Source organism: Armatimonas rosea (assembly GCF_014202505.1).
Classification (GTDB): Bacteria; Armatimonadota; Armatimonadia; order Armatimonadales; family Armatimonadaceae; genus Armatimonas; species Armatimonas rosea.
In genome coordinates this window covers 258,795-285,451 of the sequence record NZ_JACHGW010000002.1, presented here as the reverse complement: position 1 = coordinate 285,451, position 26,657 = coordinate 258,795, and the positions used below count along the sequence as shown (strand labels likewise).

Below are 26,657 nucleotides of genomic sequence, written 5' to 3'. Positions count from 1 at the left end.
GCCCTACCCCCGTCCAACGGGGGGAATAAGAGGAATCGGATTCCTTATTGTCCCCCCGCTCGGCGGGGGTTAGGGGGGAGGAGCTGCACCAGCCCGGGTGGGAGCTTGAACTCGACATCCTCTTCCAGGACGCGGAACTCCTCGACACTCTCGGCGCCGCGGTCGCGGAGGGCCTCAATCACGCCTTGGACGATGTCCTCAGGGGCAGACGCGCCGGAGGTGACGCCGACCGTCTGGGCGCCGTCGAGCATAGCATCGGTGAGGAAGCTCGCATCGTCGATGAGGAAGGCGCGGGCTCCGTGGGCCTCAGCCACCTGGCGCAGGCTGCGAGAGTTCGACGAGGTCTGCGAGCCGATCACCAGGATCGTGTCGGCTTTCTGGGCGAGCACCTTCACGGCGTCCTGGCGGTTCTGGGTCGCGTAGCAGATATCCGACGACGGCGGGTTCTCCATCCGAGGAAAGCGTGCCTTGAGCGCGTCCACGATCCCGCGGGTCTCATCAATCGAGAGCGTGGTCTGCGTGAGGTAGATCAGCTTCTCGTCGGGTGGCTCGGGCAGGTGGGCGACCTCGTGCTCCTCACAGACTAAGATCAGCTTGCCCGGCGCCTCGCCCATCGTCCCCTCGGTCTCCACATGGCCACGGTGCCCGATGAAGAAGATGCCGTAGCCACGCTTGAGAAACTTATGGACCTCCAAGTGGATCTTGGTGACCAGCGGGCAGGTGCCGTCGATCACATTGAGCCCCCGCGCCGCGGCTTCGTCGCGGACGGCGGGCGAGACGCCGTGTGCGGAGAAGATAAGATTGCTGCCCTCGGGGACTTCGCTCAGGAAGTCCGTGAAGACCACGCCGCGCTCGCGCAGCCGCGCCACGACATGCTCGTTGTGGATGATCTCGTGCCGGACATAGAGCGGTGCGCCATAGACCTCCAGCGCCACCTCCACGATCTCAATCGCCCGATCGACTCCCGCACAGAAGCCGCGCGGACCCGCCAGAAGAACGTTCATTGGGGTAATTGTACCGCCCCGAGGGAGAAACGATAGAGGCGTGGGGTGTCTTCGAGCAGGAGGCTGCGCTGGTCGAGCTGGGCGACGGTCTCATAGTCGAGGGTGTGGGGCGGGCGGGTCAGGCGCGTGAGGGGGAGGCCTTGCTGCTGTGCCCAGCGCACAACCGGCGCGCGCTGCTCCAAGAGCCGCTTGCGGGGGAGCGTCCCAACCTCACTGGGGCCGTCGCTGGTGTAGCGTGTCCAGGCCCAGCCGTCGGGGGTCTCTTGCAGGTGAAGAACATCGGGCGGAAAGGCCAGCGCGAGGCGGGCCGCGACTCCGGCCAGGCCACCGACCGGGAGAGCACGCCACTGGCCCTCCCCGAGAGCATCGGAGATCAGCACCTCAGGGGGGAGCATCTCCCCGCGCCGCGCGAGGCGCTCCAGGAAGCGTAGCACGGCTCCCGGTGAGGCGGAACGGACAAAGAAAGCCTCCTGCACGTCGGGAAGTATACCAGTTTCGGGAACCCCCTATCTTGCACTAACGTACTAAATTACAGAGGATGACTGGAGACATTCGTCACCGAACCCGATAATTCCTGCGTGGTATAATGCCCGTACTATTTGCGGGGCTTGTCAGGGGAGATTACCGCGATAACAGCGCGTCTTTATCCCTGAAAGTTCCGAGGAGGCTTTCCGTTTGAACCGTAATTTACGGCTGGGTCTACTGGTTGTTTTTGTGATTACCATGGGTTTTCTGCTCAAGGCGACGCTCTCGCGTACGCCTCTGCCATGGTTCAATCAGCGAAAACAGGTTGACTATGGTCTGTTCCTGAAAGAGGTTGACCAGGGGGACGTGATCGCGTCTGGGAAGTTCTATAAAAATGTCTTCTTGGGCAAGTACTCACCCTCGGCTCATGGCAACCATGGTCCCCTCGACTTCCAAGTAGCCCTGCCCCCTGAAGCTCCCGAGCGCAGCCGCCTGATGAAGCTTCTGAGCGAGAAAGGCGTCTCCTTTGGCCAAGAGCCCGAGGGCCCGATGGACTTCGTGCTGGCCTCCCTCTTCCCTGTGCTTGCCTTCCTCCTGCTGGCCGGTGTGATCTACATGGTCTTTAGCCGTGCCGCACAAAATGGCAACAACCAGGCCCTGAACTTCACCAAGTCCCGGATCCGCCGTCCCAATGAGAACGTCCCGAAGGTGACCTTCGACGATGTCGCGGGGGTGGAGGAGGCCAAGCAAGAGCTCCAGGAGATCGTCGATTTTCTGAAGAACGCCCGTCGCTTCCAGGCGCTGGGGGCCAAGATTCCGAAGGGTGTTTTGCTGCTGGGCCCTCCCGGCTCGGGCAAGACCCTGCTGGCCCGCGCGATTGCCGGCGAGGCGCAGGTTCCCTTCTTCCATATCTCCGGCTCGGACTTTGTCGAGATGTTTGTCGGCGTGGGCGCAAGCCGCGTGCGCGACCTCTTCGACACCGCGCGCCAGAACCGCCCCGCGCTGGTCTTTATCGACGAGATCGACGCGGTCGGACGCCAGCGTGGGGCCGGCTGGGGCGGCGGCCACGATGAGCGTGAGCAGACCCTCAACCAGCTCCTTGTCGAGATGGACGGCTTCGACCCCAACGCCGGCGTGATCCTGATCGCCGCGACCAACCGCCCCGATGTGCTCGACCCCGCCCTGCTCCGTCCGGGCCGCTTCGACCGCCGCGTGGTGGTGGATGCCCCCGATGCCAAGGGCCGCGAGGCGATCCTGGGGGTCCACACCCGTGGCAAGCCCATGGGCGATGATGTCAACTTAGAGAGCATCTCCAAGCGCACCCCTGGCTTCGCCGGTGCCGAGCTCGCCAACCTGGTCAACGAGGCCGCGATCCTGGCCGCACGCCGCGAAAAGACCAAGATCGAGATGGCGGAGTTTGAAGAGGCGATCGACCGCGAGATGATGGGGCCGGCACGCAAGAACCGCCTGATGACCACGGTCGCCAAGCGTCGCACCGCAGTCCATGAGGCCGGGCACGCGCTGATCGCCGAGCTCCTGGCCAATGCCAACCCGCTGCACAAGGTGACCATCCTGCCGCGTGGCCGCGCTCTGGGCGTGACCATCACCCTCCCGACCGAGGACCGCTACAACCAGACCAAGGCCGAGATGGAAGACATGATCGCCATGGCCCTGGGCGGACGAATCGCGGAGATCCTGACCTACGGCCAAGACGGCGGCCTCGACACGGGGGCGTCCAACGACCTCGGACAGGTCACCGAGATCGCACGCGCCATGGTCTGTGAGTTCGGCATGAGCGAGCGGATCGGCAACCGACGGATCGGCAAGCGCCACGGCGGAAACTTCCTCGGCCCCAACGGCACGATGGAGGAGCGCGACTACTCCGATGAGGTCGCCAAGATCGTGGACGAGGACATCCAGAGCATTATCGACCGCAACTACAAGCGCGCCGAGGACATCCTCCACACCAACCGCGTGGTCCTGGACCGGCTGGCCGATGCGCTGATGGAGCGCGAGACCCTGGACCGCGACGAGTTCCTGGCTCTGATTCAGGATGCGATCGCTCCCGTGGTCGGAGGGCGTCAGCCCGAGCCGCCCACAAAGCCCGAGCCGCCCGTGCCCCCCGCTCCGCCCGCCCCAAGCGAGCCCAGCGAGCCGACACGACCGACCACCCCACGGCCGCGCCTCGAACCAGGAATGGCCTAGCTAAGAGAAAACTTAGCCACTACCGCCGGGCGAAATCCTTCGCCCGGCGGTATTATTTTGTCTGCAATGAACGAAGATCGCGTCCCCACCAACTACAAGCTGATTCGGCTTGTCCGCACCCAGAGCAGCGAGGTCTACTTGATCTGGGACGACGACCGGCGGATTGGGCAGATCGACCTGCACTACGCCCACGACACGATCCATGGCACCCTGCTGCTGGAAGTGGACCTCCCCATCGACCAGGAAGAGGGCCTGATCGCGCAGATCGACGACGATATCGCGCAGTCGTATCTTCCCAACTTCGACCGCGAGGACTTCCTGATCACGGTCTTCCGCGGCGAGGAGATCAGCAACTACACCGATACGTCGGGTGCCGCCGATGACGAGCCCTTCGATGAGGAAGACTAGCCTCTCCCTTGAGGTACTGGCCCACCGTGCCTTCGACTTCTTCTGGCACGAGACCCACCCCAGCACGGGACTGACCAAGGACCGCGCCAAGAATATAGGAGCGGCCGATCGCTACACGGTTGCCTCGGTGGCAGCGACCGGCTATGCACTGGCAGCCTTACCGATTGGGGTGGGCCGCGGCTGGGTCTCCGCCGCTTCCGCGGAGCAGCGTGCCCTGCTCACGTTGCGCTTTCTGAGCCAGGAGCTCCCCCACCACCACGGCTTCTTCTACCACTTTATCGACTGGCGCGATGGCAAGCGGGTCTGGAGCTGCGAGCTCTCGTCGATCGACTCCACCCTTCTCTTTCTTGGGGCTCTGGCGGCGGGCCGCTTCTTTGGCGGAGAGTGTGCCGAGCGCGCCGATGCCCTGGTCGCGCGCACCGACTGGCCCTGGATGCAGAACAACGGCGCGGCCCCCAGCATGGGCTGGAAGCCCGAGTCGGGGTTTATCCCGGCGCGCTGGAGCGGCTACACCGAGGCGAGCTACCTCTATCTCCTCGCCCTGGGAGTCCCCACGCACCCGCTCCCGCAGTCATCGTGGGACGCGCTCACCTTCACCGAGACCCCCGCCGTCCCTGCGTTCTGGGCGCAGATGACGCCCGGCTACGTGAACTTGAAGGGCCTCAAGGACCGCCAGGGCCGCGACTGGTGGGGAATTTTCCAGCGCTCCCACGAGGCCAACGCAGCGTTCTGCGCCAAGAATGCCGAGCGCTTTGTCACCTACCGCGACGGAGTCTGGGGCATCACCGCCTGCGACCAGCCCCCGCCAGTCGGCTATGGCGCCCAGTCCCCGCGCGATGGGGACCACGACGGGACAGTCGCCCCCACCGCCGCGATGGCGGGAGCTCTCTTCGTCCCCGAGCTGACGAAAAAAGCGCTCGCCTCGCTCCAGCGCCGCTTTGGTGAGAAGATCACCGGGCGCTATGGCCTCTCCAACGCCCTCAACGCCGACAAAAACTGGTTCGACACCGATGTGATAGGGATCGATCTGGGGATGGCGCTCCTGGCGTGGGAGAACTCCAAGACGGGCCTGCTCTGGAAGCTGGTGGGAGAGCATCCCTACCTCAAGCAAGGCCTGAGCACCGCGGGCTTTACGAAGGCCGGAACCACAAGGGATCCGGCTTGAGAGGGCGACGCCCCGTAAACGAGGCAAACCTCTCTTGCAGATTCCTTGGCTGATTCATCAGCCGTAGTCCTCTTAAGCCGGAGGACTCGTTCCTCAGGCCATAAGGCGTCACGAAAGCCTAGGCGCTTCGGAGCCTAAGGTTGTCGCTGCCGTGGCGTGCTGTGTTCCCCCAAGGAGGGTGGGGTCAAAGGGCACCGAGGTCACTCGCGCCTTAGCGGCAAGAACACGGGTCACGGCCTCGTTGAGGCGTGCTTCAGAAAGCTCCCCCGAGCGGGCGGCGGCGAGCAGGGTCTCGTAGGTCTCGCGCTGGCGCTCCAGGGTGTGGCAGACCAGGACCAAGTCTGCCCCTGCCTTCACCGCGGCGAGGGCGGCCTGAGCCGTGCCCCAGTGGTCCGCAACCGCCCGCATCTCCAGGCAGTCCGTGACAATCAGCCCCTGAAAACCCAGGGTCTCCCGGAGCAGACCGGTCAAGATCGCCGGGCTCATGGTCGCGGGAAGCGCCGTGTCCAGTGCAGGAAAGAGAATGTGGGCCGTCATCACCGCGGGGGCACCCGCCGCAATCCCCGCTCGAAACGGCGCAAGCTCCCGAGCCTCCAGAGTCGCCAGCGTGTGGGGAAGTGTCGGCAACAAGAAGTGGGAGTCGGTGCTGGTATCGCCGTGTCCGGGGAAGTGCTTCAGGCAAGAGAGAATCCCAGAGTCCGTGTAGCCTTGGAGCTGTGCGAGGAGCTTGGGAGTGACCGCCTCCGGGGTTGTCCCAAAGCTGCGGTCGCCAATCACCGGGTTCTCTGGGTTGGAGTTGATATCCGCCACCGGCGCAAAGTTCATGTTCACCCCGACTGTCGCCAGCTCGCGCCCGGTCTGGAGCGCGCTCGCATAGGCAGCCTCAGTGCTCTCAAGAGCGGCAGCGGCAGGTGCAGGGGTGAAGGGCGCGGTGCCAAAACGTGCCACCCGGCCCCCTTCTTGGTCGGTCGCGATCAAGAGCGGGGTCTTGGCAAGGGCTTGGAGCGCATCGAGCATCGCCCGCACCGCGGGGGCGTCGATCTGCGGCAACGGGCGCTGGGTCGTGTCGTGGAGGTTGCGGCCCATGACCACCATCGCTCCCGCATGGAGCTCCTGCACACAGACACGGGCTTGCTCGTCCAGGCACGTGCGCCCATGCCAGCCAAAGCAGCAGAGCTGCCCGACGCGCTCTTCCAGGCTCAGTGTTAGGCTCACTTAGGACGCCCCAGCTCCGCCGAGCGCTCGGTGGCCGCGCGAACCGCCTCCATGACGATCCCTCGGAAGGCAGCACTCTCCAGCACGGCGATTCCCGCCATGGTCGTGCCCCCCGGGGTCGTGACCGCATCCTTGAGCTCCATCGGGTGCAGGCCCGTCTCCAGCGCGAGCTGTCCGGCCCCCACCAGGGTCTGTGCGGCGAGCTGGCGGGCGGCAGCGCGGGGCAGGCCCATGCGAACTCCCCCATCGGTCAGGGCCTCCAGGAAGAGATAGACAAACGCCACGCCCGAGGCAGCCACGCCCACTACCGCATCCATCTGACTCTCGGCGACCTCGATACAGAGCCCTAGCGCGGAGAAAAGCCGGGTGACTGTCGCCGCATGATCGTTGGTGGCTGCGGCTCCGCGGCAGAACGCCGATGCCGCTGCGCCGATCTGGGCGGGGGTATTGGGAAGAACACGCAGCACGGGCTGGCGATCCGGGAGAACTGCCTCCAGCGCCGTCGTGGAGACACCTGCTGCGACCGAGAGCACCAGGCACTCAGGAGGGAGCTGGTCACGCACCTCGGTGAGCACGGAGGCGAGCTGGTAGGGCTTGACCGCCAGCAGGAGGATCTCAGCTCCTGCCACGGTCTCCCCATTCGAGCCCGCGACACGCGCACCGAGCTCCGCCGCCAGCGCGCGCCCCGATGCGCGCGCGGGCAGGGCGATCTCACTCGGAGCAAACAGCCCGGCACGCACCCAGCCGCGCAGGATCGCGCCGCCTAGCTTGCCGGTCCCGAGAACCGCCAGTGTCATCTAGAGGCGATCAAAGAACGGCTTGGGCTGCTCGCTGGGCCGGTCGGCATGAATCGCCATATTGGCAGGGGTGAAGAGATACGCTCCATCCGCCACCTTCTCCACATAGCCATCCAGCGCATAGGTGACCCCATTGAGGAAGTCGATCAGGCGCTCGGCAACCTCGGGAGAGGTCTTCTCCAGGTTGAGAATCTGCGGCTCGCCTTGCTTGAGGCGGTCCGCCGCCTTCTGGACATCGGAGAAGGAGTTGGCGGGCATGATCGTAATGGAGCTATCACGCACCGACGAGAGCCGATAGGTCGTGTTCCGGGTGGTCATGTTCGTTGCTGCTGTCGCTGCCGCGGGGGCGGTGGTAAGTGTCGCTACCGCTCCCGCGCGGGGAGCATAGCCCAGTCGGGCCGCCGGGGGCTCGGAATCGTCGAAGCCCTCGTCTTCATCGACCTCTGCCGACAGGGGACGCAACCCAAAGAGGCTCTTTAGGCGATCTTTAAAACCGACTCCCTGCTCTTCCTGCTCATCATGACGCTCGTGGGCGTTGTACATTCTTCCTCGCTCCTGACTAAAATATTTAAGTAGTGCTCACGCTAGGGCGCTGGCCAAAAAGAGCTGTCCCAATCCGCACAAGGTTAGCCCCTTCGGCAATCGCCGCTTCAAAATCCCCCGACATCCCCATGGAGAGAACCCTTCGATTTGCCTCGGGGAGGGCCTCGTAGAGGTGCCGCAGACGCGCAAAATGGGGCCGTATCGCCTCCGCATCCGCACGGAGAGGCGCCATCCCCATCAAGCCACAAAGACGCAGGTTCGGCAGTGCCGCGACCTGCTCACAAAGCGCTAGTGCCTCTGGCTCCGCAACCCCCGCACGGTTTTCTTGCCCTGCAAGGTTGACCTCCACCAGAACCGCAAGCTCTTTTTCCTGTTTTTCCGCTTCTCGTGAGAGCACCTGAGCCAGCGAGAGCCGGTCCACGGTCTGCACCACATCAAAGAGGGCAACCGCAAGCCGGGCCTTGTTAGACTGCAGGCCTCCGATCAAGTGCCAGCGAAGCCCGGGAAGCTCGCCCAGCTGCGCGCACTTGTCACGCGCCTCCTGGATGTAGTTCTCCCCAAACTCACGCACTCCCGCGTCCCATGCCGCACGCACCGACTCGCTGGAGTGACGCTTACTGACTCCGACTAGTGTGATCTCGTCGGGTGACCGCCCCGCACAGGCAGCCGCTACCGCAATTCTCTCGCGGAGATAAAAAACACGCTCTGTGATCTCGTTCTGCACTCTGTATGCGGGCCATTATAACCCCGTGTGTTTATAACTGTCAATGGTGATTGAACCTAAACAGTAAAAATCACGTTAAGAACTATTGTTTGCAAATTTTCATACGGTATCATGCAAGCCATGCAACACAAACCCGCCGCTCGGGTGGCGTCGCCCTCCCCCAAACCTAAGCTGTCCGCCGAGCAGGTCCTCGATGGCTTTCTCAAGAACACCGGCAGCTCCGCCTACGCCCAGCTGACAAGCTCTGTTGCGGTCGGCACGGTACAGCTGACGGGCCAAAAACAGCCGGGTAGCGTCGAGATCAAGAGCAAGGCCCCCAACAAGTTCTTGCTCCGCATGGTCCTCCCCGATCTGGGTGAGGTGGCCATGGGCTACGACGGCAAGGAGGGCTGGGCCCGCGACCCCAATCTGGGCCTGCGCCTTCTCAAGGGTGAGGAGCTGGCACAGCTGCGCCTCCAGGCCCTCCAGAGTATCGCCCCGCAAAACTGGCGCAATCTCTTCAAGCGGGTGGAGAACCTCGGTGTGAGCAAGGCAGGCAACACAAGTTTCTACAAGCTTCGGCTATTTCCCAAAGACGGCAGCGCCCCGATCCTCCAGTTCCACGATACCACCACGCTCTTGCTCACCCGCACCGATCAGGCCCAAGCAACTCCCCAAGGCAAGATGAACACCATCACCTACTTCAATGACTGGCGCACCAATAACGGTATCCGGACGTCGTTTCAGATGCGCCAAACAACCCGCGATCTGGAGCTCGTCATGACCCTCACCCAGGTCCAGAACAACCTCCCCCTCCCCGACTCGGACTTCGCCCGTCCCGCAGAGAGCCCCAACAAGCCCGCCAAGGTGAAGTAGCCCTCTAGTACGCAAAGTCTGAGGGAGGGGGTGTGGGTAAGTCCTCTTGCAGCCGCATCAGGAGGGCTTCACGAAGTCCTTCAAGGCGCTGACGCTCCATGAGAACCCACTCGGAAAAGTGCCCTGGCAAGAGCTCCCCTTGGTAGTAGGCCAGAGCCTCTTCCACTGCCACCACCCGCTGCCCGACAACACTGAGCCGCATCGCCTGACAGGCCGCCCGAATAAACTGCTCGTAGTCGGAGGGAGCGCTCATCCGAACGAAATCATGGCCCTGGGTCTGGAGTACCTCACGGGACAGGTGGCGACGGAGCATACAGAGCTCATAGCGCAGGCGACTCCGCTGCACGGATGGGTCCTCCCCCGGCCAGAGCAGCTCCCCCAGAGTCTCGCGGGAGATAGCCCTCCCCCGATGACAGACAAGAATCCCGAGAAGCTCACGGCACTTACGCGTACGGAAATCGGTTCGCCCCGCTACCACCACATCACCTAATATTCGAATCATCACGACCCTCTATTTTTTGAATACCGAGAGGGTACAGGGCCAGGTGTTTGCAAAACGTGTGAAGCTCACGTGGAAATATATAGCTCCCAGATGATCTAGGCTAAGGGACCTGGACCACCAAGGAGCTACCGAGCACTGCTCTATGCACCGCAGTCATAGATCCAAGGAACAAGAACTCCATTATAGAGCTCAAAGCCACTCCCACTACACTTCACGCAGTGCTTGGGGGCGGGGGAGGCAATGGTGACATCCTCCGCTTTCCGGGGCTGATACAGGATGTTAAAGTTATTCTCACGCACTTTAAATTTCATTGTCGAAACAGACTCATGGAATTCAGCATTCAAGTTCCCATCGGGCAATTCTGATACAAGTGCCCTACGAAAATTCGGGCTATTTAAAATCACTTCCAGCAAAATGGGCTCACGTATTAGAGCATAGTGATAGTCCTCTATTATTTTTTCATCTATCTCAAAATGAATATAGTAATCAACATCGTTTATATAACGTATATATACTACGTTCTTCAGAGCATTGCCAGTACTTTCACTCAAGCTATCTTGACCACCCAACAGCGTAAACTCAGTATCAAACTTCTTACGGTATTGGATAATGTCTTTCACGTAGTCAGGTAGGTCAGGAAACTTTAGAATCTGATCCCAGTAGATCCCAGAGGCATCTTGTGGAGAGGGATGAGCTAGCAGCTCATCCACCATTGAATCCTCTATCAGCGATCTAAAAGGACTCGGTGCAGACATATTTACGATATTGGTATGTGCAAAAGCCTGCACATGCCTTTCATCAACACTTAACAAGCTTTCACGTTGCTGTCTATCAAAGCTACACATGATAATTGGGCGCTCAGAGGACATGATATCACAAGGCTTCAATGTCGGATTTTTCTTTTTAAGGGCATCAGCGATTGAATCTCGCGGCTTGAGCATTAGTTCATGTAGTTGATCGACAGTTTTTAAACCATATTTTAGCTGAGATGGCAAACAAACATTACTATCTAGCTGAATTTTTCCTAGTATAATGTTATCATCGTCCCCATATCTCATATTGAACCCATCAAGGGATCCTGCAGTCTCGATACCAAAGGCTTGGCTGTCCGACTGCCCAGGAACGACCGTAGGCACTAACCCAACTATTTCATAAGACATTTTTTAATTCTTTCTACCTATTTAAAGTCATTGTACGGACGAAATGTTGGCAAGGTATTTGCAGTGTAGATACTGCTCCAAGGCTTTCCTTCTACCTTACAAAGCCACTGCTCGACTCCCGGGAAGGTGCCATACTGATGAATCGCCTCTCCCAAAGACTGCTCACATTTCTTTCGATACCGTGAATCAAGCTCTTGATGAATTTTATGTGCAAGCCAAAACGACTGAATGGCTGCAAGCACTTGCCCCGTTTCGACAAAGGCATTACCTGCCTGCATCAGCAATATCCCCATCGTAAATATTTGTTTTGAAAGGAAAGATTTTCTTATCGCATCATGCAATACATCATCTAAAAATTGCCAATCCCTACAGTGTATAAAAACAGGAACAATATGAGAAACAATACCAACCCAATAAGCATCGTCGATATCTATTTTCTTGCAATTATTAATAATTTCAATTGACAAACTTAAGGATTCTTCAAAGAGTGATAGGGCAAACTTAATCCGAGCACTCAGTGTGTCAATCGTTATCTTATTTATATCCGAGAGCTGCACATCATCCTTGATAGCGTTTAATGTTGCAAGATCTTGCTGGGCAAAAGATAGATCGCCTTCATCTATCGCTTGCGAGATAATCTCAATATAGGCAATCACCGCTCGAAACTTATCTTGGCGTCTCTGATGAATCTCAAGGCACTGCCGCCATTTCGGGAGAGCAACCTCTCCCTCACCCCGTCGCCTTGCTAAGACCGCCTGCAAGGTCAAGACATCGGCTAGTCCTTTACTCTCACGAGGGAATAAGTGCTCCGCTCCCGCAAGGAGATGGTCTGCTTCCTGCCAAAAGCCAACCTGTATCCACGCCACCCCCACCGCTTGAACAAGCTCATAGAGCACGTCCACCTGTTTCTTTTGTACTGCCTGACCCACAAGCTGACGTAGGTTTGCACGCTCTTGCTTTAGCTCCTCAGCCGCATCGGCCCAGCTACCTGCTTTGAGACATTCGCTCACATGCTTTGCTCGGAGCAGATAAAAGCTGCCGTGATAGCCGCAACTAGCTGCTTCTTCCGCAGGGATCTCCTTGAGGAGTAGCTCCGCGAGCTCGCGGATGACTTCGAGCATGGTGTAGCGCACCCGCTCGGTCTCGTTATCATCGTGGTAGTCGGCTTTGAGGAGAGAGTGCTCGATGAGCTCTTGGAGCGCATCGAGCACTGGAGGCTCGTCGCCGAAGACAAAGCGGGCGGCGGCGAGGGTGAAGCCGCCGCGGAAGACGCCACTACGACGAAACGCTAGGCGGGCTTGGGGCGAGAGGAGCTCGTAGGACCACTCTAGAGCCGCACGAACACTGAGCTGGCGTGCCTCAGCGCCACGCAGGCGGACGAGAAAGCGCAGGCGGGTCTCCAGCTCCTGGCGCATCTGGGCAGGGCTCACCAGGAGGGCACGGGCGGCGGCGATCTCCAGCGCGAGGGGAATGCCTTCCAAGAGCTTACAGATCGCAGCTACCTGCGCCTTGCCTGGGGCGGTTTGGGCAAACTGGGGGTTAGTGGCCTGAGCACGGTCCAAAAACAGCGCCTCCGCAACACGCTGTGGGAGCGGCTCCAGCTTCAGTACCTGCTCGTCTTCCATCTTGAGCCGACGGCGCGATGTCACGACCAGCTGGAGTGCTGGGCACTGGACGAGGAGTGTCTCCAGCAGAGGGGCGAGGCCCTCGGCGATCTGCTCGGCGTTGTCTAGGAGGAGGAGGGTCTTACCGCGGGTCTTAAGATGCTCGGTCACCCGCTCCTGAACGGGACCGTAGCCGGAGGCGGGGAGCTTGAGGAGCTCGCGCAAGAGATCGAAGAGCCCACTGGCGTCCGTGAGGGCCGCCATCGGGACAAAGAGCAACGCTTCCGAGAGGAGCTCCTCACGAACCAGGCGCGTCTTGCCCAGCCCTCCCGTTCCCGTGACGGTCAAGAGGCGCTGGGCGGACTGAGCAAAGGTACGGAGAGTGCGCCTCTCTTGTTCCCGTCCAAAATAACCGATCCCAGGGATCGGTTTAGGGGGGACATCAGGGAGAACAATATCACCGGGTAGGATAGCTCTCTTGAGCTGCTGAGCCCGGCGCTCGCGCTCCGTCTCAACCCACTCCCCGGTCAGTCCCGCGAGAAACTCCCCTTTGTAGAGCTCCTCTAGCTGCTCGTGAAGCGCACGAAGCTCGTCGTGGCAGATACCGGGACGGAGGGAAGCACGGACGAGTGCATCGAACTCCGCGACATCGCTGGTGGTCCCGGGGGCAAGGCCGACCGCACTATTTCCACTGGAGACAAAGAGCTCCGGGGCGAGGAGCTTCCGCAAGCGCGAGAGGGTCCAGCGAAAGCGAGCACGCTGGCGCTCAGGCTCGTCGTCGGGCCAGAGACGCTCACAGAGGGTATCGCGGGGCACCAGCTCCCCGGGACGCAGGGCGAGCGATGCGAGGAGTAGCTTGGCGGGGAGGGAGGGAAATGCAGTCACTACCTGCGTGCCATCGGAGGCTTGTAAGGGGCCAATACACGTGATACGCCAGCTCGTGCTCATATTCCGTTGCAGTATAGCAAAGAACTAGCTTGAGAAAAAATAAATTATGAATGATTTGCAAACAGAGCCTTACCAGGCAGTGCTCCTGTATGCTCCCCACGCTCAACCACGGGTATGCCATTTACAAAGACCCACTCGATCCCGACTGAGAGCTGGTGGGGATCGGTGAACGTCGCGCGGTCTGCAACGGTCGTAGGATCGAGCACCACGAGATCGGCGAAGAAGCGCTCGCGTACCTGGCCGCGGTCACGGAGGCGCAGGCGCTCGGCGACCGCGCTGGTCATCTTCCGGATCGCCTCCTCCCAGGTCAGGATGCGCTCGTCGCGGACGTACTTACCCAGCACACGCGGGTAGGTGCCGTAGGCACGGGGATGGACGGGATTGGCCTGGGTTGCGGGGTCGAGGCCGCCCGCATCGGTGCTAATCTTCACCCAGGGCTGCTGGAGCTGGAGCTTGAGGTTCTCCTCGCACATGGAGAAAAACACGGTCCCGATGCGCTGGCCCTCGGAGAGGAGCAGGTCGATCGCCGCCGCGGCCCAGTCACAGCCCAGCTGCTCCGCGATCTGGGTAAGCCGAAGCCCGACAAAGCGCTTGTTTTGGTCTTTGCGGAAGTCCAGAGGCATGACATGGCCGCCCCGGTCGCTGCTGGCAAAGTCCCCGGTCGCGGCCTGGGGGGCTAGCATCTCCGTGTGGATACGGCGGCGTGTCTCGCGGTCGGCGAGGTTCTCGTAGAGCTTGCCGCCCTCGTGTGCCCAGTTGGGAATCAGGACCGAGAGCCCCGTCCCACTGGCGATGTAGGGGTACATGTCCGCCGTGATATCGACGCCCTGCTCACGGAGCTCGGTGATCCGCTCGATCGCGCGGGGCATCTTGTCCCAGTTGCGCTCCCCGGAGGCCTTCAGGTGGTAGAGCTCGACCGGGCAGCCCGAGAGCTGGGAGAGCTCCGCGGTCGCCTCGATACTCTCCAGGAGCCCATCGCCCTCAGAGCGCAGGTGGACAATGTAGAGCCCCCCAAAGCGCCCCACCACACGCGCACACTCCGTGAGCTGGTGGTCGGTGGAGTAGGAGTCGGGCGGGTAGATCAGGGCAGGCGCGATCCCAAAAGCCCCCTCCTCCATCGCCTCTGCCGTGACCTGGCGCATCTGCTCCAGCTGGTGGTCGGTGGGCGTCTCCGCATCCCAGCCGCAGGCCCACTCGCGCACACTTCCACCGCCCACAAAGCTCCCGAGGTTCACGGAGACGCCCCGGGTCTCGTAGTGTCGGAGCCAGTCGGAGAAGTGCCGCCAGGTAGGGGCATCGCTCGGCCGCTCCGTGCGTCGCCCCCCAAAAGGAGCGGGGGTCCAGAGCTCGCCGAGGATCTCGGTGGTCACGCCCTGGGTCACTTTCGAGAGCCCCCGACCGTCTTTGAGGTAGGGATGCAGCGAGTGGCTCTGGATATCGATAAAGCCGGGGCAGAGGATCTTTCCAGGGAGTGAGAGCACGGTGCGGGCACTCTCGCGGGGGAAACAACCCGGGGCGGTCACGGCGACAATCCGCTCGCCCGCAATCGCCACATCGGCATAGAAAAACGGATTGCCCGTGCCATCAAAAACACGGGCATCGGTTAGGAGATAGTCAGCGGTCATGACAGGCGCTACTTGCGGCGGCGCAGCAGCGCCAGTGCCCCAAGCCCCACCAGAGCCAGCGTCCCCGGCTCCGGGATCGCGCTCCCTCGCCCGGCCACGGTCACGTTGTCGATTGCCCAAGACTCATCGGGCACTCCCTGTAGGTTGGCTCCCTCAAAGGTGATGACGAGCGAGCTTGTCGCGGGAGTGAACTCGATCTGCGGTAGGGCGATCTTATCGAACTTATAGATAGCGTAGTGGCTGAACACCCCCAGGTCGTTGTTGACCACGGAGGCATCGGTGCCGGGGGCAAAGTTCCCGGGGCCACCGATATAGCCATTGCGGGAGAACGACTGGTTCGAGCCCGCGACATTGGAGAAGGTCGTGTCTACCAGCGTGCTTCCCCCCGCCTTCACCCGCCAGACATCGGGGCCGACTGTCGCGGAGTTGCCGTCCCAGGAGCCCTTGATCAGCAGATCGAGCGTGAGGTCGTAGACACTTCCGGGAGTGAGCCCGGTCAGGGTAAGCTGGGTAACCGTATTGTCCGAGAAAAGCCCAAGGAACTTTGAGGTCGGCCCCAAGGGGTTTGCGGTAGTTGCATGGCTAACGAGCGCTCCATTGGAGAAGCCTCCCGTTGTTGTCTCAAAATCATTGGAGTAAACGATCTGAGCCTGTGCCCCTGACCCAACCACAAGAGTTGCCAATATAGCGAAAATAGATTTTTGTGTCATGGAATTCCCTCGGTTACCCCGTTAAAATACTGAGGACAGTATACCCGGTAATTCTACGCGTCAACCTGGTAATTCTACGGAGTTTTACACGAACAAGCGCTGCCACTGGCCGTCGTCCTGGCGCACCTCACAGGGCCGGAAATTGGCCTTGTAGGAGAGGCTGGGACACGTCGCGATCCAGTAGCCAAAGTAGGCCCAGGGCTTGCCCAGCTTCTGAGCGAGCGCGATGGTCTGGAGCATGGCAAAGGTGCCCAGGCTACTGCCCTCGCTCGTTGGATCGTAGTAGTGGTAGACCCCCGAGACCGTGCTGGGAGTCACATCGGCCAGGACAATGGCACGCAGGCTCTCCCCCTCCCAGACACTGATCTCGACCGCCGGAACCGGGTTGTGGAGAAACGAGAACGCGTAGTCGTCGGTGTCGCGCTCCCCCACGGGCCAGCCTTTTTGCGCCTCCTGGTGCTGGTGGTAGCGGTTGTAGAGCGCCAAGCGAGTCGGCTCGATGGTCGGGCGAGCGTAGCGCACCTCCAGGCCCGCGTTCTTTGCCAGCGCCCGCCGCTGCGACCGACTGGGCACAAACTCCGCCACGGGAATCCGTAGCGGCCGGCACTCCTGACAGCGCGCACACACCGGGTGAAAGAGCACCGGGCCGAACTTGCGCCAGCCGTCGTTCATTTTTTGCTCGTACTCCTCGGGGCTGAGCTGCGCGACCACAACGTGCTCCAGGGTCGCCTCCTGGTCGGGCAGGTAGGTGCAGGGCTCGGGGCCGGTTGTCAGGGTTTGCAGAACACGCATAGCGCCATTTTATCCCGCCCGTATTAGATCGCCCCCGTGGGAGGGGGGCGTCTTGCTGTCCTCGTGCCTCGGACACAAAGGGCGTGCCGCCCATGGCCGCGTTCCCATGGCCGGAACGGCCTTCCCAGCCGAAGGCTCTCCAGCCCCCTCGTTCCCATCGAGGGGGTAGAATAGCGCTATGCCTCCCATCCCCGCCCTCCTCGACGATGCCGCACGCCGCTGGCGGATTCCGACCGTGCTCCTGCGTGCCCTGGCCTGGCACGAGAGCCGCTGGCAGCAGAGCCACCGCACTCCCGAGCGGGTCGGGGTGCTGGGTGTGACGACCGCGGGACGAAGCGACATCGAACGGCTTGTAACCGATGCGGCCTACAATATCGACCAAGGCGCACGCCAGCTCTATCTCTGCTGGAACCGCGCACCGATCCTGGGCAATGGGCGGCTTGAGGACGGTCGCAATATCCTGGAGTGCTGGTTCTACGCCCTGGGACGCTACGGCACGGGCACGGAGGGCGCGGCGGGCCATGCCTACGCCAACCAGGTGCTCGATGCGCTTGCCGCGGGCGGCGAGGGACGCTTTGAGAAGATCCCCGTGACACGGCCCTCCGCGGAGAAGCTCGCCTGGGGCCGGAGCGCCCCGACCGGCCCGCCCGCGCCGTGGCACTTTGGCGATGTGGCCCCGCTCCCGCCCGCCGCGCCTGTCGTGGACCTCAAGCTGCCCTATGTCATGCAGGTCTGGGACTCGCCCGATAGCTTCGATGGCGGCGGCTCGTGCGGCCCCTGCTCGATGATCATGCTGCTCGCCGGGCTGGGCAAGCGCCGCCCCAAGCCCGTCACCGTGGCGGCGTCGTACCCCCACGTGAGCGCCTGGGGCGGCTACATCCAGGAGATCGACGATGCGGTCTGTGAGCCCAACAGCGGCGCGGTCCACGCCAAGATGCTGGCCTACCTAAAGCCCGACTTCCCCACCGCCGCGATCCTCTACAACGAGAAAGCCACCTTTGCGCGTGTCAAGGCGGAGCTCAGCGCCGGCCGGCCCGTGATCCTGGGCACCCGAGTCACCCCCGCCGGGCACCTGATGACCGCACGGGGCTTTCTCGCCGACGGTAAACGAATCCTTGTCAACGACCCCGCCGGCAACCAGACCTGGACCGCGCGGCGCAACAGCCCCGACGGCCCGCTCTCCCCGACGGGAAACCGCTACTGGAACGGCGGCGGCGAGAGGGCAATCTACGAGTGGGACGCGCTCGATGTCCGCTGGATCATGACGGTCGGCCCTCGCCCCGCCGATGCCGACAACCCCGAGGACGGCTAGAGCGGCGCTTGCAGGCCCTCGGCCTTGACCGCCCAGCTCGCGGGGAAGGCCTTCTCGCTTGCCAGTAGCGCCACGGCGTAGAGCAGCCCGCCGTTGCCTGGTAGGTAGAGCGGCAGGTTCGGGCGCTGGTAGTTGTGCCCATTGGCGAGATAGCGGTTCTTGGGCGTGTCGAGGAGCAGAAACGCGATGGCCTGCTCGGGGAGCTGGAGGCGCGCGGCGGTCATGGCCAGCATGGGGTAGTCCCAGCCCCAGGTCGTGGGCCAGTCCCAGCTCTTCTCGACAGCAAGCAGCGTCTTTTTCATGATGTCGGGCTCGATCAACGGGGTCTTGGGTAGGAGCCCGTAGGCCGCCACCATCGACGGGTGATCGCGCGTGATCGTGTAGGGTGGTGTCGAGATCGCGGCGTAGGCACCGTCACGGACCAGCGGCTTGGGAAGGGCGCTCTGCACCCGGTCCCACTCGGGGTCGCGTGGCTTGCCTAGGCGGGTGCGCCAGAGCTGCGCGGTCTCCAGCGCCCACCAGACATAGGCCAGCTCGAACGTGGGATTGCGCGTGGTCGCAGGCTTGTAGCTCTCCTGAGCGGGGATAAGATTGGGGCCGAGCGAGCCGCTCTTGGCGTAGCTTGCCAGAAACGCCGCTGTCTCCTGGACCAGTGTCTCGTAGCGCTGCAGCGTCGCTTTCTTGGGTTTGTTCTTGTAGAGCAGCTCGGCAAAGAAGATCAGGTGCGGCTGCTGCCAGAGCAAGAACACCCCCACCGGACTAGGGCTCTCCCGGCCATCGTCGCCGACCATCTTAGGCCAGCGGGCACCGTCGTAGCCCTGACGCCGCGCGGTCTCTTGCGCGCGAGGAAGTGTCTTCTCGTACCAGGGCAGGCTCCGCTCGAGAAGCGCGGCGCGGCCCCAGAGCGGAAAGTGCGCCGCGTGCCAGGGATGCATCTCTAGGTGGAACTTCCCGTGCCACGAGTTCTGCTCCAGGCCCGTCTCCTGCGGTGGCCGCGACCCCGCGCACTGGATCGCGGTGAGGTACTGCGAGAGCACGACGCGCCGCTCCAGCTCACGCTCCTGCCCCGACTCCCCTAGCTCCAGCGCACCGCCCGTGCTCCAGAAGCGCTCCCAGTGGCGCGTGCAAGCCCGGCGTGTCTCGGCGAAACTGGGGAGCCGTGCGGGAAGCGGCTCGGGGGAGAATGCCAGCACGACCTCGCGGGCTCCGGTCAGCAGAAACGTGTGCGGCCCGGTCGGGGTGAGCGTAGCCCCCTTTGAGAACACCAGCGCAGCGTGGTAGCCCGGACGGGCAAAGTCGGCGCGGGTGGCCTGAAGCGTGGCGGTGGTGCGGTGCTGCTCGCTCTCGGTGAGACCTTGCCAGTCGGTCGCGGGGCCGGGGAAGTGCAGGCGTAGCGGCGGTGCCCCTGGCGAGAGCTGGATAGCGAGCTGGTCCTGGGTCGGGTGGCAGAGTGTCTCCACCGCCACGAGCTTCCCCGCGTGACGAAACTGACTGGTGATCCGCCCCTCCCAGAGCACGAGACGCTGCTGGTGCTCGCTCAGGGCCGCCAGCTCTAGCCCCGCAAAGCCCAGCAGCCCTAGAGAGAGGCGATGCGGGTTGGCGCGCAGCCAGAGCCCGGCGGGGGTAGTGGACTGGTCAGGGTAGGGGACGCCCTCATAGCGTGTCTCCACCTGCTCTAGCGTGTAGCCCGCCGGGTTGGGCTCGCTGTGCCAGCCCCACTGTGCCTGTGTCCCCAGCTGCATGGCCGAGCGATGAAACTCAGGAAAGGTCTGTAGGCCCGTGATATCGACCGCCATCGCCAGCTCACCATTGCCCACTTGGAGCGGCGTGAGGGGGTCAGGACGGGTCAGCACCACGTCGTGACGCGCCACCAAAGACTTTCGGTCGATCATGCCTCCCAAGTTCGACGGTGGCATAGGAGAAGCCTCTATGGAATTGGTGGGCGTATCCCGAAACTATTAAGTGTGCCTGCGACGGAAGTCTCTCCTTCCCCTCACCTGCCTCCCGTTATCGAGGAGAAACTGCGTCGCCTGACCCTTACCCTCACCCCCCTCGGGATTCTGGTTCTCGTGATCTCTATCTGGCAGAACAGCCAGACAAAGCACGTCGCCACCGAGGCCTACTTTGGCCTCCCCCTCTTACTGGTCTACTTCACCGCCATCTGGCTCCTCACCCGCTTCCGCTTTTTGAGCGGCCAGCGTGCGACCCTGGCCTTCACCCTCCCGATCTGCCTGCACCTGTGCTTGGAAGAGCTGGAGCATGCCTGGGCAGGCTCGCTCTACACCGATGGTGACCCGGGGAACTTTGGCTGGACCTTTGTGATGTACCTGCTCCTCTCCCTCACGCTGGAGCGCCAGAGAGCCCGCTGGGTGAGTGTCGCGTTTCTGCTGGTTCAGATCGCGATCTACCTCAGTGGCCTGAGACGCTTCACCCCGACAGCGGAGGTGCAGATCAGCTTCACCCAGCACTTTGCCGCGAGCCTGATCGCCATTGGGGTTCTCGGGCTCACCTCCGATATCCGGCAGTACATGGGGCAAGTCCAGCTCATGGCGGCCACGGACTCGCTCACCGGGCTTATCAACCGGCGGCAGATGCAGCTCCACCTGGAAGAGGCCGTCGCCACGCAGCGCGGCTTTGTCTTGCTCCTGCTCGATATCGACCACTTTAAGCAGGTCAACGACCAGCACGGCCACAATACCGGCGATGATGTCCTCCGTGAGCTCAGCAAGCACCTCCATACCTGCCTTCGCCCCCAAGACCTCCTTGGTCGCTGGGGAGGGGAGGAGTTTCTGGTGCTCGTGCCCGATGCCTCCCTCGACGAAGTGCACCAGTTTGCTGAGGCGCTCCTGCAACACACACGCAAGCGAACCTTCCCCAAGAAGCTCTCCCTCACCCTCAGTATCGGCGGGGCGCAGTATGTGGCTGGCGAGCGCCCCGAAGATGTGGTGCACCGAGCCGATATGGCGCTCTACCAGGCCAAGCAAACGGGACGAAACCGCTTCCATTTCCATGAAAAGGCCCCCCTCGCCGATGCTGCCTAAGCGCCCTCCTCTCTCCAGAACGGGTCGTCACCGTCCGAAGATAGTGTTTGACCATGTCAGATATCTCACCGCTCTCGGGACTGCCCTCAGCCATGCAGGCGAAGCTGCGCCTCTTGTCGCTGTGCTTCACCCCACTGGGCGTCGTGGCTACCCTTGTCGCGTGGTGGACGACCTACCGGTCCCCGCAGCAGAGCATGAGCGGGCGGCTCTGTCTGCCGATTATCGCCCTGCTCCTCTCCCTCCTCTGGACCCTCCTAGCGCTACGCCGCATCTCTGAGCGCCAGCTGGTGGCCCTAGCGATCACGGCCCCCGCACTCTTTATGACGGCCAATGCCTTCGAGCTGAGCTACACCGGGGCACTCTACACCATGGGAGATATGGCAAACTGGCCCTGGAGCGCCCTGATGTGTATCCTGGCCTTTCTGGTGCTGGGGCAGCGGAGCGCCCAGGTGGCGGCCTATAGCTTTATCGCAGCACAGACCGTGATCTTCCTGTTGGGCTTGCGACACTTCCGCCCGACCCCGGAGATCCTGAGCGCCGCGGTCCAGTACTTCGCCGCGAGCCTGATGTGCACGGCGTGCCTGAGCCTCTACGCCGACCTCAAGCAGCACTTCGGCCTCGCGCAGTCGCTGGCCTCGACCGACACCCTCACGGGCCTGACCAACCGCCGCCAGATGCAGCAGCTTCTGGAGAGCGCGGTGGAGAGCCAGCAGCCCTTCACGATCCTCCTGCTGGATATCGACCACTTCAAGCGTGTCAACGATATACACGGGCACCGCACCGGCGATGCGGTCCTCCAGGAGGTCGGGGCGCGGCTCCGTGCGTACCTGAGCGCCCACCCCACCCCCGCACGCTGGGGCGGCGAGGAGTTTCTGCTCCTGCTCTCAACCGCGCACCCCGACGAAATCCAAGCTCTTGGGGAGAGGCTCATGGCGAGTATTCGCGAGCATGCCTTCCCCAGCGGCCTCAGCCTCACCATCAGCATGGGCGGGGCCATCTCCCAGCCCGGAGAGCGCCCCGAAGATGTCATCCACCGCGCCGACAAAGCCCTCTACGATGCCAAGCAAGCCGGCCGCGACCGCTTCCACTTCCCCCCGCATACAGAGCTCCAAAAAGCCGCCTAGGACTCAGCCCTAAAGTGGCAGGGTCGGAACCTGCAAGATTCGGGCGGGGCCGAGGAGGCCGGAGTCGAGGGGCTTGTCGTCCTTGGTCCAGTAGCGCCAGGTGGTGAAGGTGACACGCTCCGTGGCGGGGCGGGGCTTGCCCTCGACCAGCCACTTGGGCCAAGCCTTGATCGGGCCGGTCTTGCCGGTCCACTCGACCCCTTCTTCCGGCGGGAGCTGCTCGTCGCCGATCAGCCGGTTGACCCAGAGGTTGGTGATCTTGACCTCCAGCGTGTTGCTTCCGGGACGCACGTATTCGGTGATATCGAGGCGCCACGGGGCCTTCCAGAGCGTGCCCAGCGACTGGCCGTTGAGGAGCACATCGGCGAAGTTTTTGACGATTCCCAGATCGAGGATCACGGCGCGGGTGGGGTCGGGGGTATGGGAGAAGGTCGTTTTATAGGTGGCGGTGCCCGAGAAGTACTTGGAGTCCGGGTCGGTGAGCTCGGGCCAGGAGACGAGCTTTTCCAGCGTGCGCGGCTCTTTGCCAGGGAAGGTCAGCTCCCAGCTCGTGAGCGGGGTCTCGCGGAGCGCGGGGGCCGAGAGTTGCTTGAGCGCGCCGCGCGGGTCGGTGAAGGCGTAGGTGCCCGGCGTGTAGGCCAGGAGCTTACCGCCCGTGAGCGTGAACTCCGGCAGGGCGTTGTCGGGGCCGCTGCCGAGCAGGATCAGGGTCTCGTTCTCCCCGACCGTCTTCTCCAGTGGCTTGCCATCGAGCGTGTAGCGCACCACCAAGCGCTTGACATGGAGGTTGATCGGGTCGCCGAAGTTGGCGTTGGTGGCCCCGATCTCCGTCTCCCCCTTAGCGACCAGCTCGCGCACCTTCGCCGTGACATCCGCGCCCCCGGCACCATCGGTGGCTTCGTAGCGCGCGGAGAGAATCTCCAGGACAGGCGGCTTGGCAACGGGCGTTGTGCCGCCCGTGCGCTCGATCTTGGCGAAGCTCTTGCCCGGCTTGCTCCCCTTGCGGAAGACCACAAACACCGACTCCGCAGGACCTAGGGCAAGCGTGACATTGGTGTGGGCCTTGCCGGCTGTCCAGAGCGGTGCCGCCTCGGTCGTGCCGGTCTCCGGGTGCCAGAGCTCGGGGGCGCGGCCGGTCACGCGGAAGGCGACGGTCGCTTTCTGCTGCATGTAGCGCTGGTTGCTGACAAAGTATATCTCGGCATCGGGCGTGCTCCGGTGCAGCCAGACAAACGGAGTCCCCTTGGGCAGCAGCACATCGGGAGCAGGAAGCGCGGCCTCTAGCGTGGTGAGCGTGAGCTGTGCACCGAGTGCTTTCACCTCGTTATCACACGCCGGGTAGTTCACCAGGCTCGGGGACTTCTCGGGCCTTCGCCCGACAATCTTCGCGCCCGCCTTGCTCAGCTCCACCAGCTTGGCGGCGGTCTGTGGGGTCATCCAGAGCGAGTCGGGGATCATCAGGACCTTGTAGCGCGCGCCACTCGGAAAGACAACCTCGCCCTTGTCGACCTTGGCGGTCAGTAGCGCCGTGCGGTCGCAGCCATCGTAGTCGTAGCCGAGCGGCAGGCTCGGTCGGTAGAGATCGTTGGGGGCATCGTCGCCGCAGAACGTCAGCACATCGGCCACAAAGCGCCCGGACTGGAGCAGGTGCTGGCAGCGCGCGACATAGGTCAGCCAGGTCGCGGCTTGCTTCCACCAGGTCTGGGTGCGCTCCAGGTGCGAGCCCCACGGCCCCATGGTCATCCCCGGACTCAGCCCGATCCACGGCTGGTGGGCGTAGCGGTGGAAGATATAGCGGTTGACTCCCTGGGTGAACATCCGATCCCCCAGCGCCTTGATCCCGTAGGGCTCGACCTGCCAGCGTCCCTCAAACTCGCCCGCCGTGAACGACTCCGCCCCGACAATCTTGCGCCCCATGACATGCGCGCAGCTCGCCGCGATCTTGACGGTCTCGCCCGCGCCGCCGCCGGGCACCCAGAACTCGCCCATGAGGATATCGCCCTGCATCCCGAGCTGGAGGTTGTCGAAGGGGCCATTGCCGTAGGGCTCCACCGAGAACTGCATCTTATTCTCGTGACAGAGCTCTCTAAAGCGCCCCGTGTAGTTCTCCGCAAAGAGATCGGCGATCGTGCGGCGCCAGTCCCAGAGGAAGCGCTCGGTCTGCTCAGGGCTCCCGATCACGCGCCCGGTGACCGTGGGGAGCCAAGGCAAAGGATCGTAGCGGTGCTGGGCGATAAAGGCGCGGCGCAGCTTCGGGGTCCAGTTCTGGCTCCCCATCTCGTAGGAGTCGATTAGGGCGTTGTTAAACGACTTGCCCACCAGCTCCGGCCCCATGTCGGTCAGCAGCGGCGCGACCCCTTTCTCCCAGTGCAGTTCCAGCGCCTCCCGGCTGAGCTTGTCACACTCTAGGCCGCGGCCCGCCTCGGGTGCCGGTGCGTTCACCGCGCCGGTGGGCGTGTGCCCCATGCGCAGCAGCAGCCAGTCCCCCGCCGGCGCGTCCCAGGTCAGCTTGCCCTCCGCAGTGCACTGTAAGACCCGGATATCGTCGCCCGCGATCGCCCCCTCCATGGCCGCGCCCTCGCCCGCGACCCCCTTGACATTGAGCCCGAGACCATCGCCACCCCGGTCAAAGAGGGCCTTGGCGCGGATATTTTGCAGGCGCGCCGTGTCTCCCCCCGCCGGGATCTTCACCGCCAGCACCGCGATATCGTTGTAGTACTTCTCTCGCTTCTCGGGCTCCTTCAGGGTGAGCGTGAGCTTCTCGCCGCCCTTGACCGTGGTCTCCGACCAGGTGAGCACCTGCATGGCAAACTCCGGCGTGATCCAGGGGCCGCCCGAGCTCGACCAGCCCGCGCAGTTGTGAAAACACAGCTCCAGACCGAGGCGCTTGGCCTCTTTGGCGGCGTGCACCATCGCCTGCCGCCACTCGGGGGTCATGTAGAGCACCTTCCCCAGTGGGATTCCCTGGTCCACATTGAAGATCTGCGCCCCGCCGATCCCCGCCTGCGCCATCGCCTCTAAGTCCGCGGTGATTCCCTCGTGGGAGATATTGCCGTTCATCCAGTGCCACCAGGTGTGGGGCCGCGCCTCTAGGGGAGGGGTCTGGAAGTCGGCGGGGGTTAGCGGGGCATCCATCCCCCCGGCCCCCTTCCTTCGCTCTGTTTCCGACTTCGTCGGGACGAAGGAAGGGGGAGATTGAGCGGGGTTTTGAGTGGGGGTCTGGGCGAGTGTGGGGGCGGTGGCGAGGGCAAAGCTGGTGGCGAGAAACGCGCGTCGGTTCATAGAAAGAGATTCGGCGTGTCAGGACGGTAAACCTCCTGGCACTACGCGTCTCGGAAGACGCCTTGGCGGACGGTGACGACGCGGGCGTTTTTGACGGCATCAAGGGGGATTGGGGCGAGGTCGGTGGTGGTGAGGAAGGTCTGGCCGCCAGAGAGCGAGAGCGCGAAGATCTGGTTGCGGCGGCTCTCGTCGAGGTCGGAGAGGACATCGTCGAGCAGGACGATCGGCGGCTCCCCGATGGTCTCCTCGATCAGCTGCCGCTCCGCGAGGCGTAGGGCGAGCGCGACCGTGCGCTGCTGGCCCTGGGAGCCGTAGGTGCGCGCATCGAGAAGCATGCCGCCGGGGGGGCCAATGCGAAAGGTCAGGTCGTCGCGCTGGGGCCCGAGTGTCGTGACTCCCCGCGCGGTCTCTTCCCGGCGAGCGGCTTTCAGGGCGGCGACAAATGCCTCGGGGATGCTGGCCTCGGTCAGGGGAAACGAGGCGATGTAGCCGACGTGGAGTGTCTCCAGGCCCCCCGTGAGCGCCTCATGGATAGGGGCCGCGAGCGCGGTGAGGCGCTCTAGCCAGGCCTGGCGCCGCTCGATCAGCTTTGCTCCGTGCTCGACCACCGGCCCGGTCCAGGCCTCCAGCGATGCCACATCGCCGTGCCCGTGCTTGAAGTCCTTCAGGAGCCGGTTGCGCCCCTCCAGCGCCTTGCGATACGCTGCCAGCGCCAGGGCGTAGCGCGGCGAGAGCTGGCTGATCTCGTAGTTGAGAAAGCGCCGGCGCTCGTCGGGCTCCCCACGAACAATATCGAGGTCGGTCGAGGCAAAGAGCACGGCATTGAGGTGCCCCAGCAGGTCGGTGAGGCGCGGCTGCTTGCTCCCGCCCAGCTTCACCAGCTTGCCCGAGGTCCCCACCCCGCCGGCACCAATGGCCAGCTCCAGGTCGCTCGTGATCTCCCCGAGCTTCTGCACCTCGGCGGTCACGCGTGCCAGCGGTGCCCCGAAGCGCACCAGCTCCGTGTCCCGGCTCGTGCGGTGGGACTTTGTGGTGGCGAGGGTGTAGAGGGCCTCCAGCACGTTGGTCTTGCCTTGTGCATTGGGGCCGACCAGCACATTGAGCCCTGCACCAGGAGTGAACTCTAAGCGCTCGTAGTTGCGAAAGTCCGTGAGCTCCAGCCGACTGACCTGCATG

22 protein-coding genes are annotated in these 26,657 nt (G+C 63.0%); 7 read left to right on the top strand and 15 right to left on the bottom strand.

The features are described 5' to 3' along the window. Positions 1 to 44: 44 nt before the first annotated feature. Both ispH and HNQ39_RS09155 read right to left on the bottom strand, forming a co-directional pair. Positions 45 to 1,004 carry a 4-hydroxy-3-methylbut-2-enyl diphosphate reductase gene (ispH, locus tag HNQ39_RS09160; RefSeq protein WP_184194286.1) on the bottom strand — a complete coding sequence of 320 codons (960 nt, stop codon included), beginning with the start codon at positions 1,002 to 1,004 and terminating at the stop codon, positions 45 to 47. Then, positions 1,001 to 1,480 carry a hypothetical protein gene (locus HNQ39_RS09155; protein WP_184194283.1) on the bottom strand — a complete coding sequence of 160 codons (480 nt, stop codon included), beginning with the start codon at positions 1,478 to 1,480 and terminating at the stop codon, positions 1,001 to 1,003. Before HNQ39_RS09155 ends, ispH begins: the two co-directional genes overlap by 4 nt. 199 nt (positions 1,481 to 1,679) lie before the next feature. On the opposite strand from HNQ39_RS09155, the gene ftsH reads away from it, so the two are divergent. The 3 genes from ftsH to HNQ39_RS09140 all read left to right on the top strand — a co-directional run bounded on the left by ftsH (position 1,680) and on the right by HNQ39_RS09140 (position 5,247). After that, entirely contained in the window at positions 1,680 to 3,674 is a 1,995-nt protein-coding gene (ftsH, locus tag HNQ39_RS09150) for an ATP-dependent zinc metalloprotease FtsH (RefSeq protein WP_221289932.1), read from the top strand. 66 nt (positions 3,675 to 3,740) lie between these two features. Beyond that, positions 3,741 to 4,082, top strand: coding sequence for a hypothetical protein (locus HNQ39_RS09145; RefSeq protein WP_184194280.1), 342 nt, complete (start codon positions 3,741 to 3,743; stop codon positions 4,080 to 4,082). Further along, entirely contained in the window at positions 4,069 to 5,247 is a 1,179-nt protein-coding gene (locus tag HNQ39_RS09140; RefSeq protein ID WP_184194277.1) for a glucoamylase family protein, read from the top strand. Before HNQ39_RS09145 ends, HNQ39_RS09140 begins: the two co-directional genes overlap by 14 nt. Positions 5,248 to 5,355: 108 nt before the next feature. On the opposite strand, the gene HNQ39_RS09135 is transcribed toward HNQ39_RS09140, so the two are convergent. Genes HNQ39_RS09135 through HNQ39_RS09120 form a run of 4 tightly spaced genes read right to left on the bottom strand, consistent with a single transcriptional unit; the run spans position 5,356 to position 8,526 of the window. After that, a complete protein-coding gene (locus HNQ39_RS09135; protein ID WP_184194274.1) occupies positions 5,356 to 6,462 on the bottom strand; it encodes a glycoside hydrolase family 3 N-terminal domain-containing protein in 1,107 nt (368 codons plus the stop codon). Next, positions 6,459 to 7,259 (bottom strand): pyrroline-5-carboxylate reductase, encoded by an 801-nt coding sequence (gene proC, locus HNQ39_RS09130; RefSeq protein ID WP_184194271.1) that lies wholly within the window; start codon positions 7,257 to 7,259, stop codon positions 6,459 to 6,461. The genes HNQ39_RS09135 and proC overlap by 4 nt, the downstream gene beginning before the upstream one ends. Next, positions 7,260 to 7,802 carry a cell division protein SepF gene (locus tag HNQ39_RS09125; protein WP_184194268.1) on the bottom strand — a complete coding sequence of 181 codons (543 nt, stop codon included), beginning with the start codon at positions 7,800 to 7,802 and terminating at the stop codon, positions 7,260 to 7,262. 25 nt (positions 7,803 to 7,827) lie between these two features. Further along, the gene (locus HNQ39_RS09120) at positions 7,828 to 8,526 is read right to left on the bottom strand and encodes a YggS family pyridoxal phosphate-dependent enzyme (RefSeq protein ID WP_184194265.1); all 699 of its coding nucleotides are present in this window, start codon (positions 8,524 to 8,526) and stop codon (positions 7,828 to 7,830) included. A gap of 120 nt (positions 8,527 to 8,646) precedes the next feature. Between HNQ39_RS09120 and HNQ39_RS09115 the strand changes: the two genes are divergently transcribed. Beyond that, entirely contained in the window at positions 8,647 to 9,381 is a 735-nt protein-coding gene (locus HNQ39_RS09115; RefSeq protein WP_184194262.1) for a hypothetical protein, read from the top strand. Positions 9,382 to 9,385: 4 nt separating this feature from the next. On the opposite strand, the gene HNQ39_RS09110 is transcribed toward HNQ39_RS09115, so the two are convergent. The 6 genes from HNQ39_RS09110 to HNQ39_RS09085 all read right to left on the bottom strand — a co-directional run bounded on the left by HNQ39_RS09110 (position 9,386) and on the right by HNQ39_RS09085 (position 16,722). Next, positions 9,386 to 9,883 carry an AfsR/SARP family transcriptional regulator gene (locus tag HNQ39_RS09110; protein ID WP_184194259.1) on the bottom strand — a complete coding sequence of 166 codons (498 nt, stop codon included), beginning with the start codon at positions 9,881 to 9,883 and terminating at the stop codon, positions 9,386 to 9,388. A gap of 140 nt (positions 9,884 to 10,023) precedes the next feature. Further along, a complete protein-coding gene (locus HNQ39_RS09105) occupies positions 10,024 to 11,043 on the bottom strand; it encodes a hypothetical protein (protein WP_184194256.1) in 1,020 nt (339 codons plus the stop codon). A gap of 17 nt (positions 11,044 to 11,060) precedes the next feature. After that, the gene (locus tag HNQ39_RS09100; RefSeq protein ID WP_184194254.1) at positions 11,061 to 13,595 is read right to left on the bottom strand and encodes an ATP-binding protein; all 2,535 of its coding nucleotides are present in this window, start codon (positions 13,593 to 13,595) and stop codon (positions 11,061 to 11,063) included. 44 nt (positions 13,596 to 13,639) lie between these two features. Continuing rightward, positions 13,640 to 15,220: an N-acyl-D-amino-acid deacylase family protein gene (locus HNQ39_RS09095; RefSeq protein WP_184194251.1), complete on the bottom strand. Its 1,581-nt coding sequence runs from the start codon at positions 15,218 to 15,220 to the stop codon at positions 13,640 to 13,642. A gap of 8 nt (positions 15,221 to 15,228) precedes the next feature. Next, positions 15,229 to 15,903, bottom strand: coding sequence for a PEP-CTERM sorting domain-containing protein (locus HNQ39_RS09090; RefSeq protein WP_184194248.1), 675 nt, complete (start codon positions 15,901 to 15,903; stop codon positions 15,229 to 15,231). A gap of 111 nt (positions 15,904 to 16,014) precedes the next feature. Further along, positions 16,015 to 16,722: an arginyltransferase gene (locus tag HNQ39_RS09085; RefSeq protein ID WP_184194246.1), complete on the bottom strand. Its 708-nt coding sequence runs from the start codon at positions 16,720 to 16,722 to the stop codon at positions 16,015 to 16,017. 178 nt (positions 16,723 to 16,900) lie between these two features. Between HNQ39_RS09085 and HNQ39_RS09080 the strand changes: the two genes are divergently transcribed. After that, the gene (locus tag HNQ39_RS09080; protein WP_184194243.1) at positions 16,901 to 18,034 is read left to right on the top strand and encodes a C39 family peptidase; all 1,134 of its coding nucleotides are present in this window, start codon (positions 16,901 to 16,903) and stop codon (positions 18,032 to 18,034) included. Here HNQ39_RS09080 and HNQ39_RS09075 read toward each other — a convergent pair. Then, positions 18,031 to 19,926, bottom strand: coding sequence for a glycoside hydrolase family 65 (locus HNQ39_RS09075; protein ID WP_184194241.1), 1,896 nt, complete (start codon positions 19,924 to 19,926; stop codon positions 18,031 to 18,033). The two genes, HNQ39_RS09080 and HNQ39_RS09075, sit on opposite strands and share 4 nt — an antisense overlap. Before the next feature lie 72 nt (positions 19,927 to 19,998). On the opposite strand from HNQ39_RS09075, the gene HNQ39_RS30530 reads away from it, so the two are divergent. Both HNQ39_RS30530 and HNQ39_RS09065 read left to right on the top strand, forming a co-directional pair. Continuing rightward, a complete protein-coding gene (locus HNQ39_RS30530; RefSeq protein ID WP_184194238.1) occupies positions 19,999 to 21,075 on the top strand; it encodes a diguanylate cyclase domain-containing protein in 1,077 nt (358 codons plus the stop codon). Between the two features lie 53 nt (positions 21,076 to 21,128). Next, positions 21,129 to 22,199 carry a GGDEF domain-containing protein gene (locus tag HNQ39_RS09065; protein WP_184194234.1) on the top strand — a complete coding sequence of 357 codons (1,071 nt, stop codon included), beginning with the start codon at positions 21,129 to 21,131 and terminating at the stop codon, positions 22,197 to 22,199. 9 nt (positions 22,200 to 22,208) lie between these two features. On the opposite strand, the gene HNQ39_RS09060 is transcribed toward HNQ39_RS09065, so the two are convergent. Then, positions 22,209 to 25,481 (bottom strand): glycosyl hydrolase, encoded by a 3,273-nt coding sequence (locus HNQ39_RS09060; protein WP_184194232.1) that lies wholly within the window; start codon positions 25,479 to 25,481, stop codon positions 22,209 to 22,211. 41 nt (positions 25,482 to 25,522) lie between these two features. Further along, positions 25,523 to 26,656 (bottom strand): DNA replication/repair protein RecF, encoded by a 1,134-nt coding sequence (gene recF, locus HNQ39_RS09055; RefSeq protein ID WP_184194228.1) that lies wholly within the window; start codon positions 26,654 to 26,656, stop codon positions 25,523 to 25,525. Between the last annotated feature and the right edge of the window lies 1 nt (position 26,657).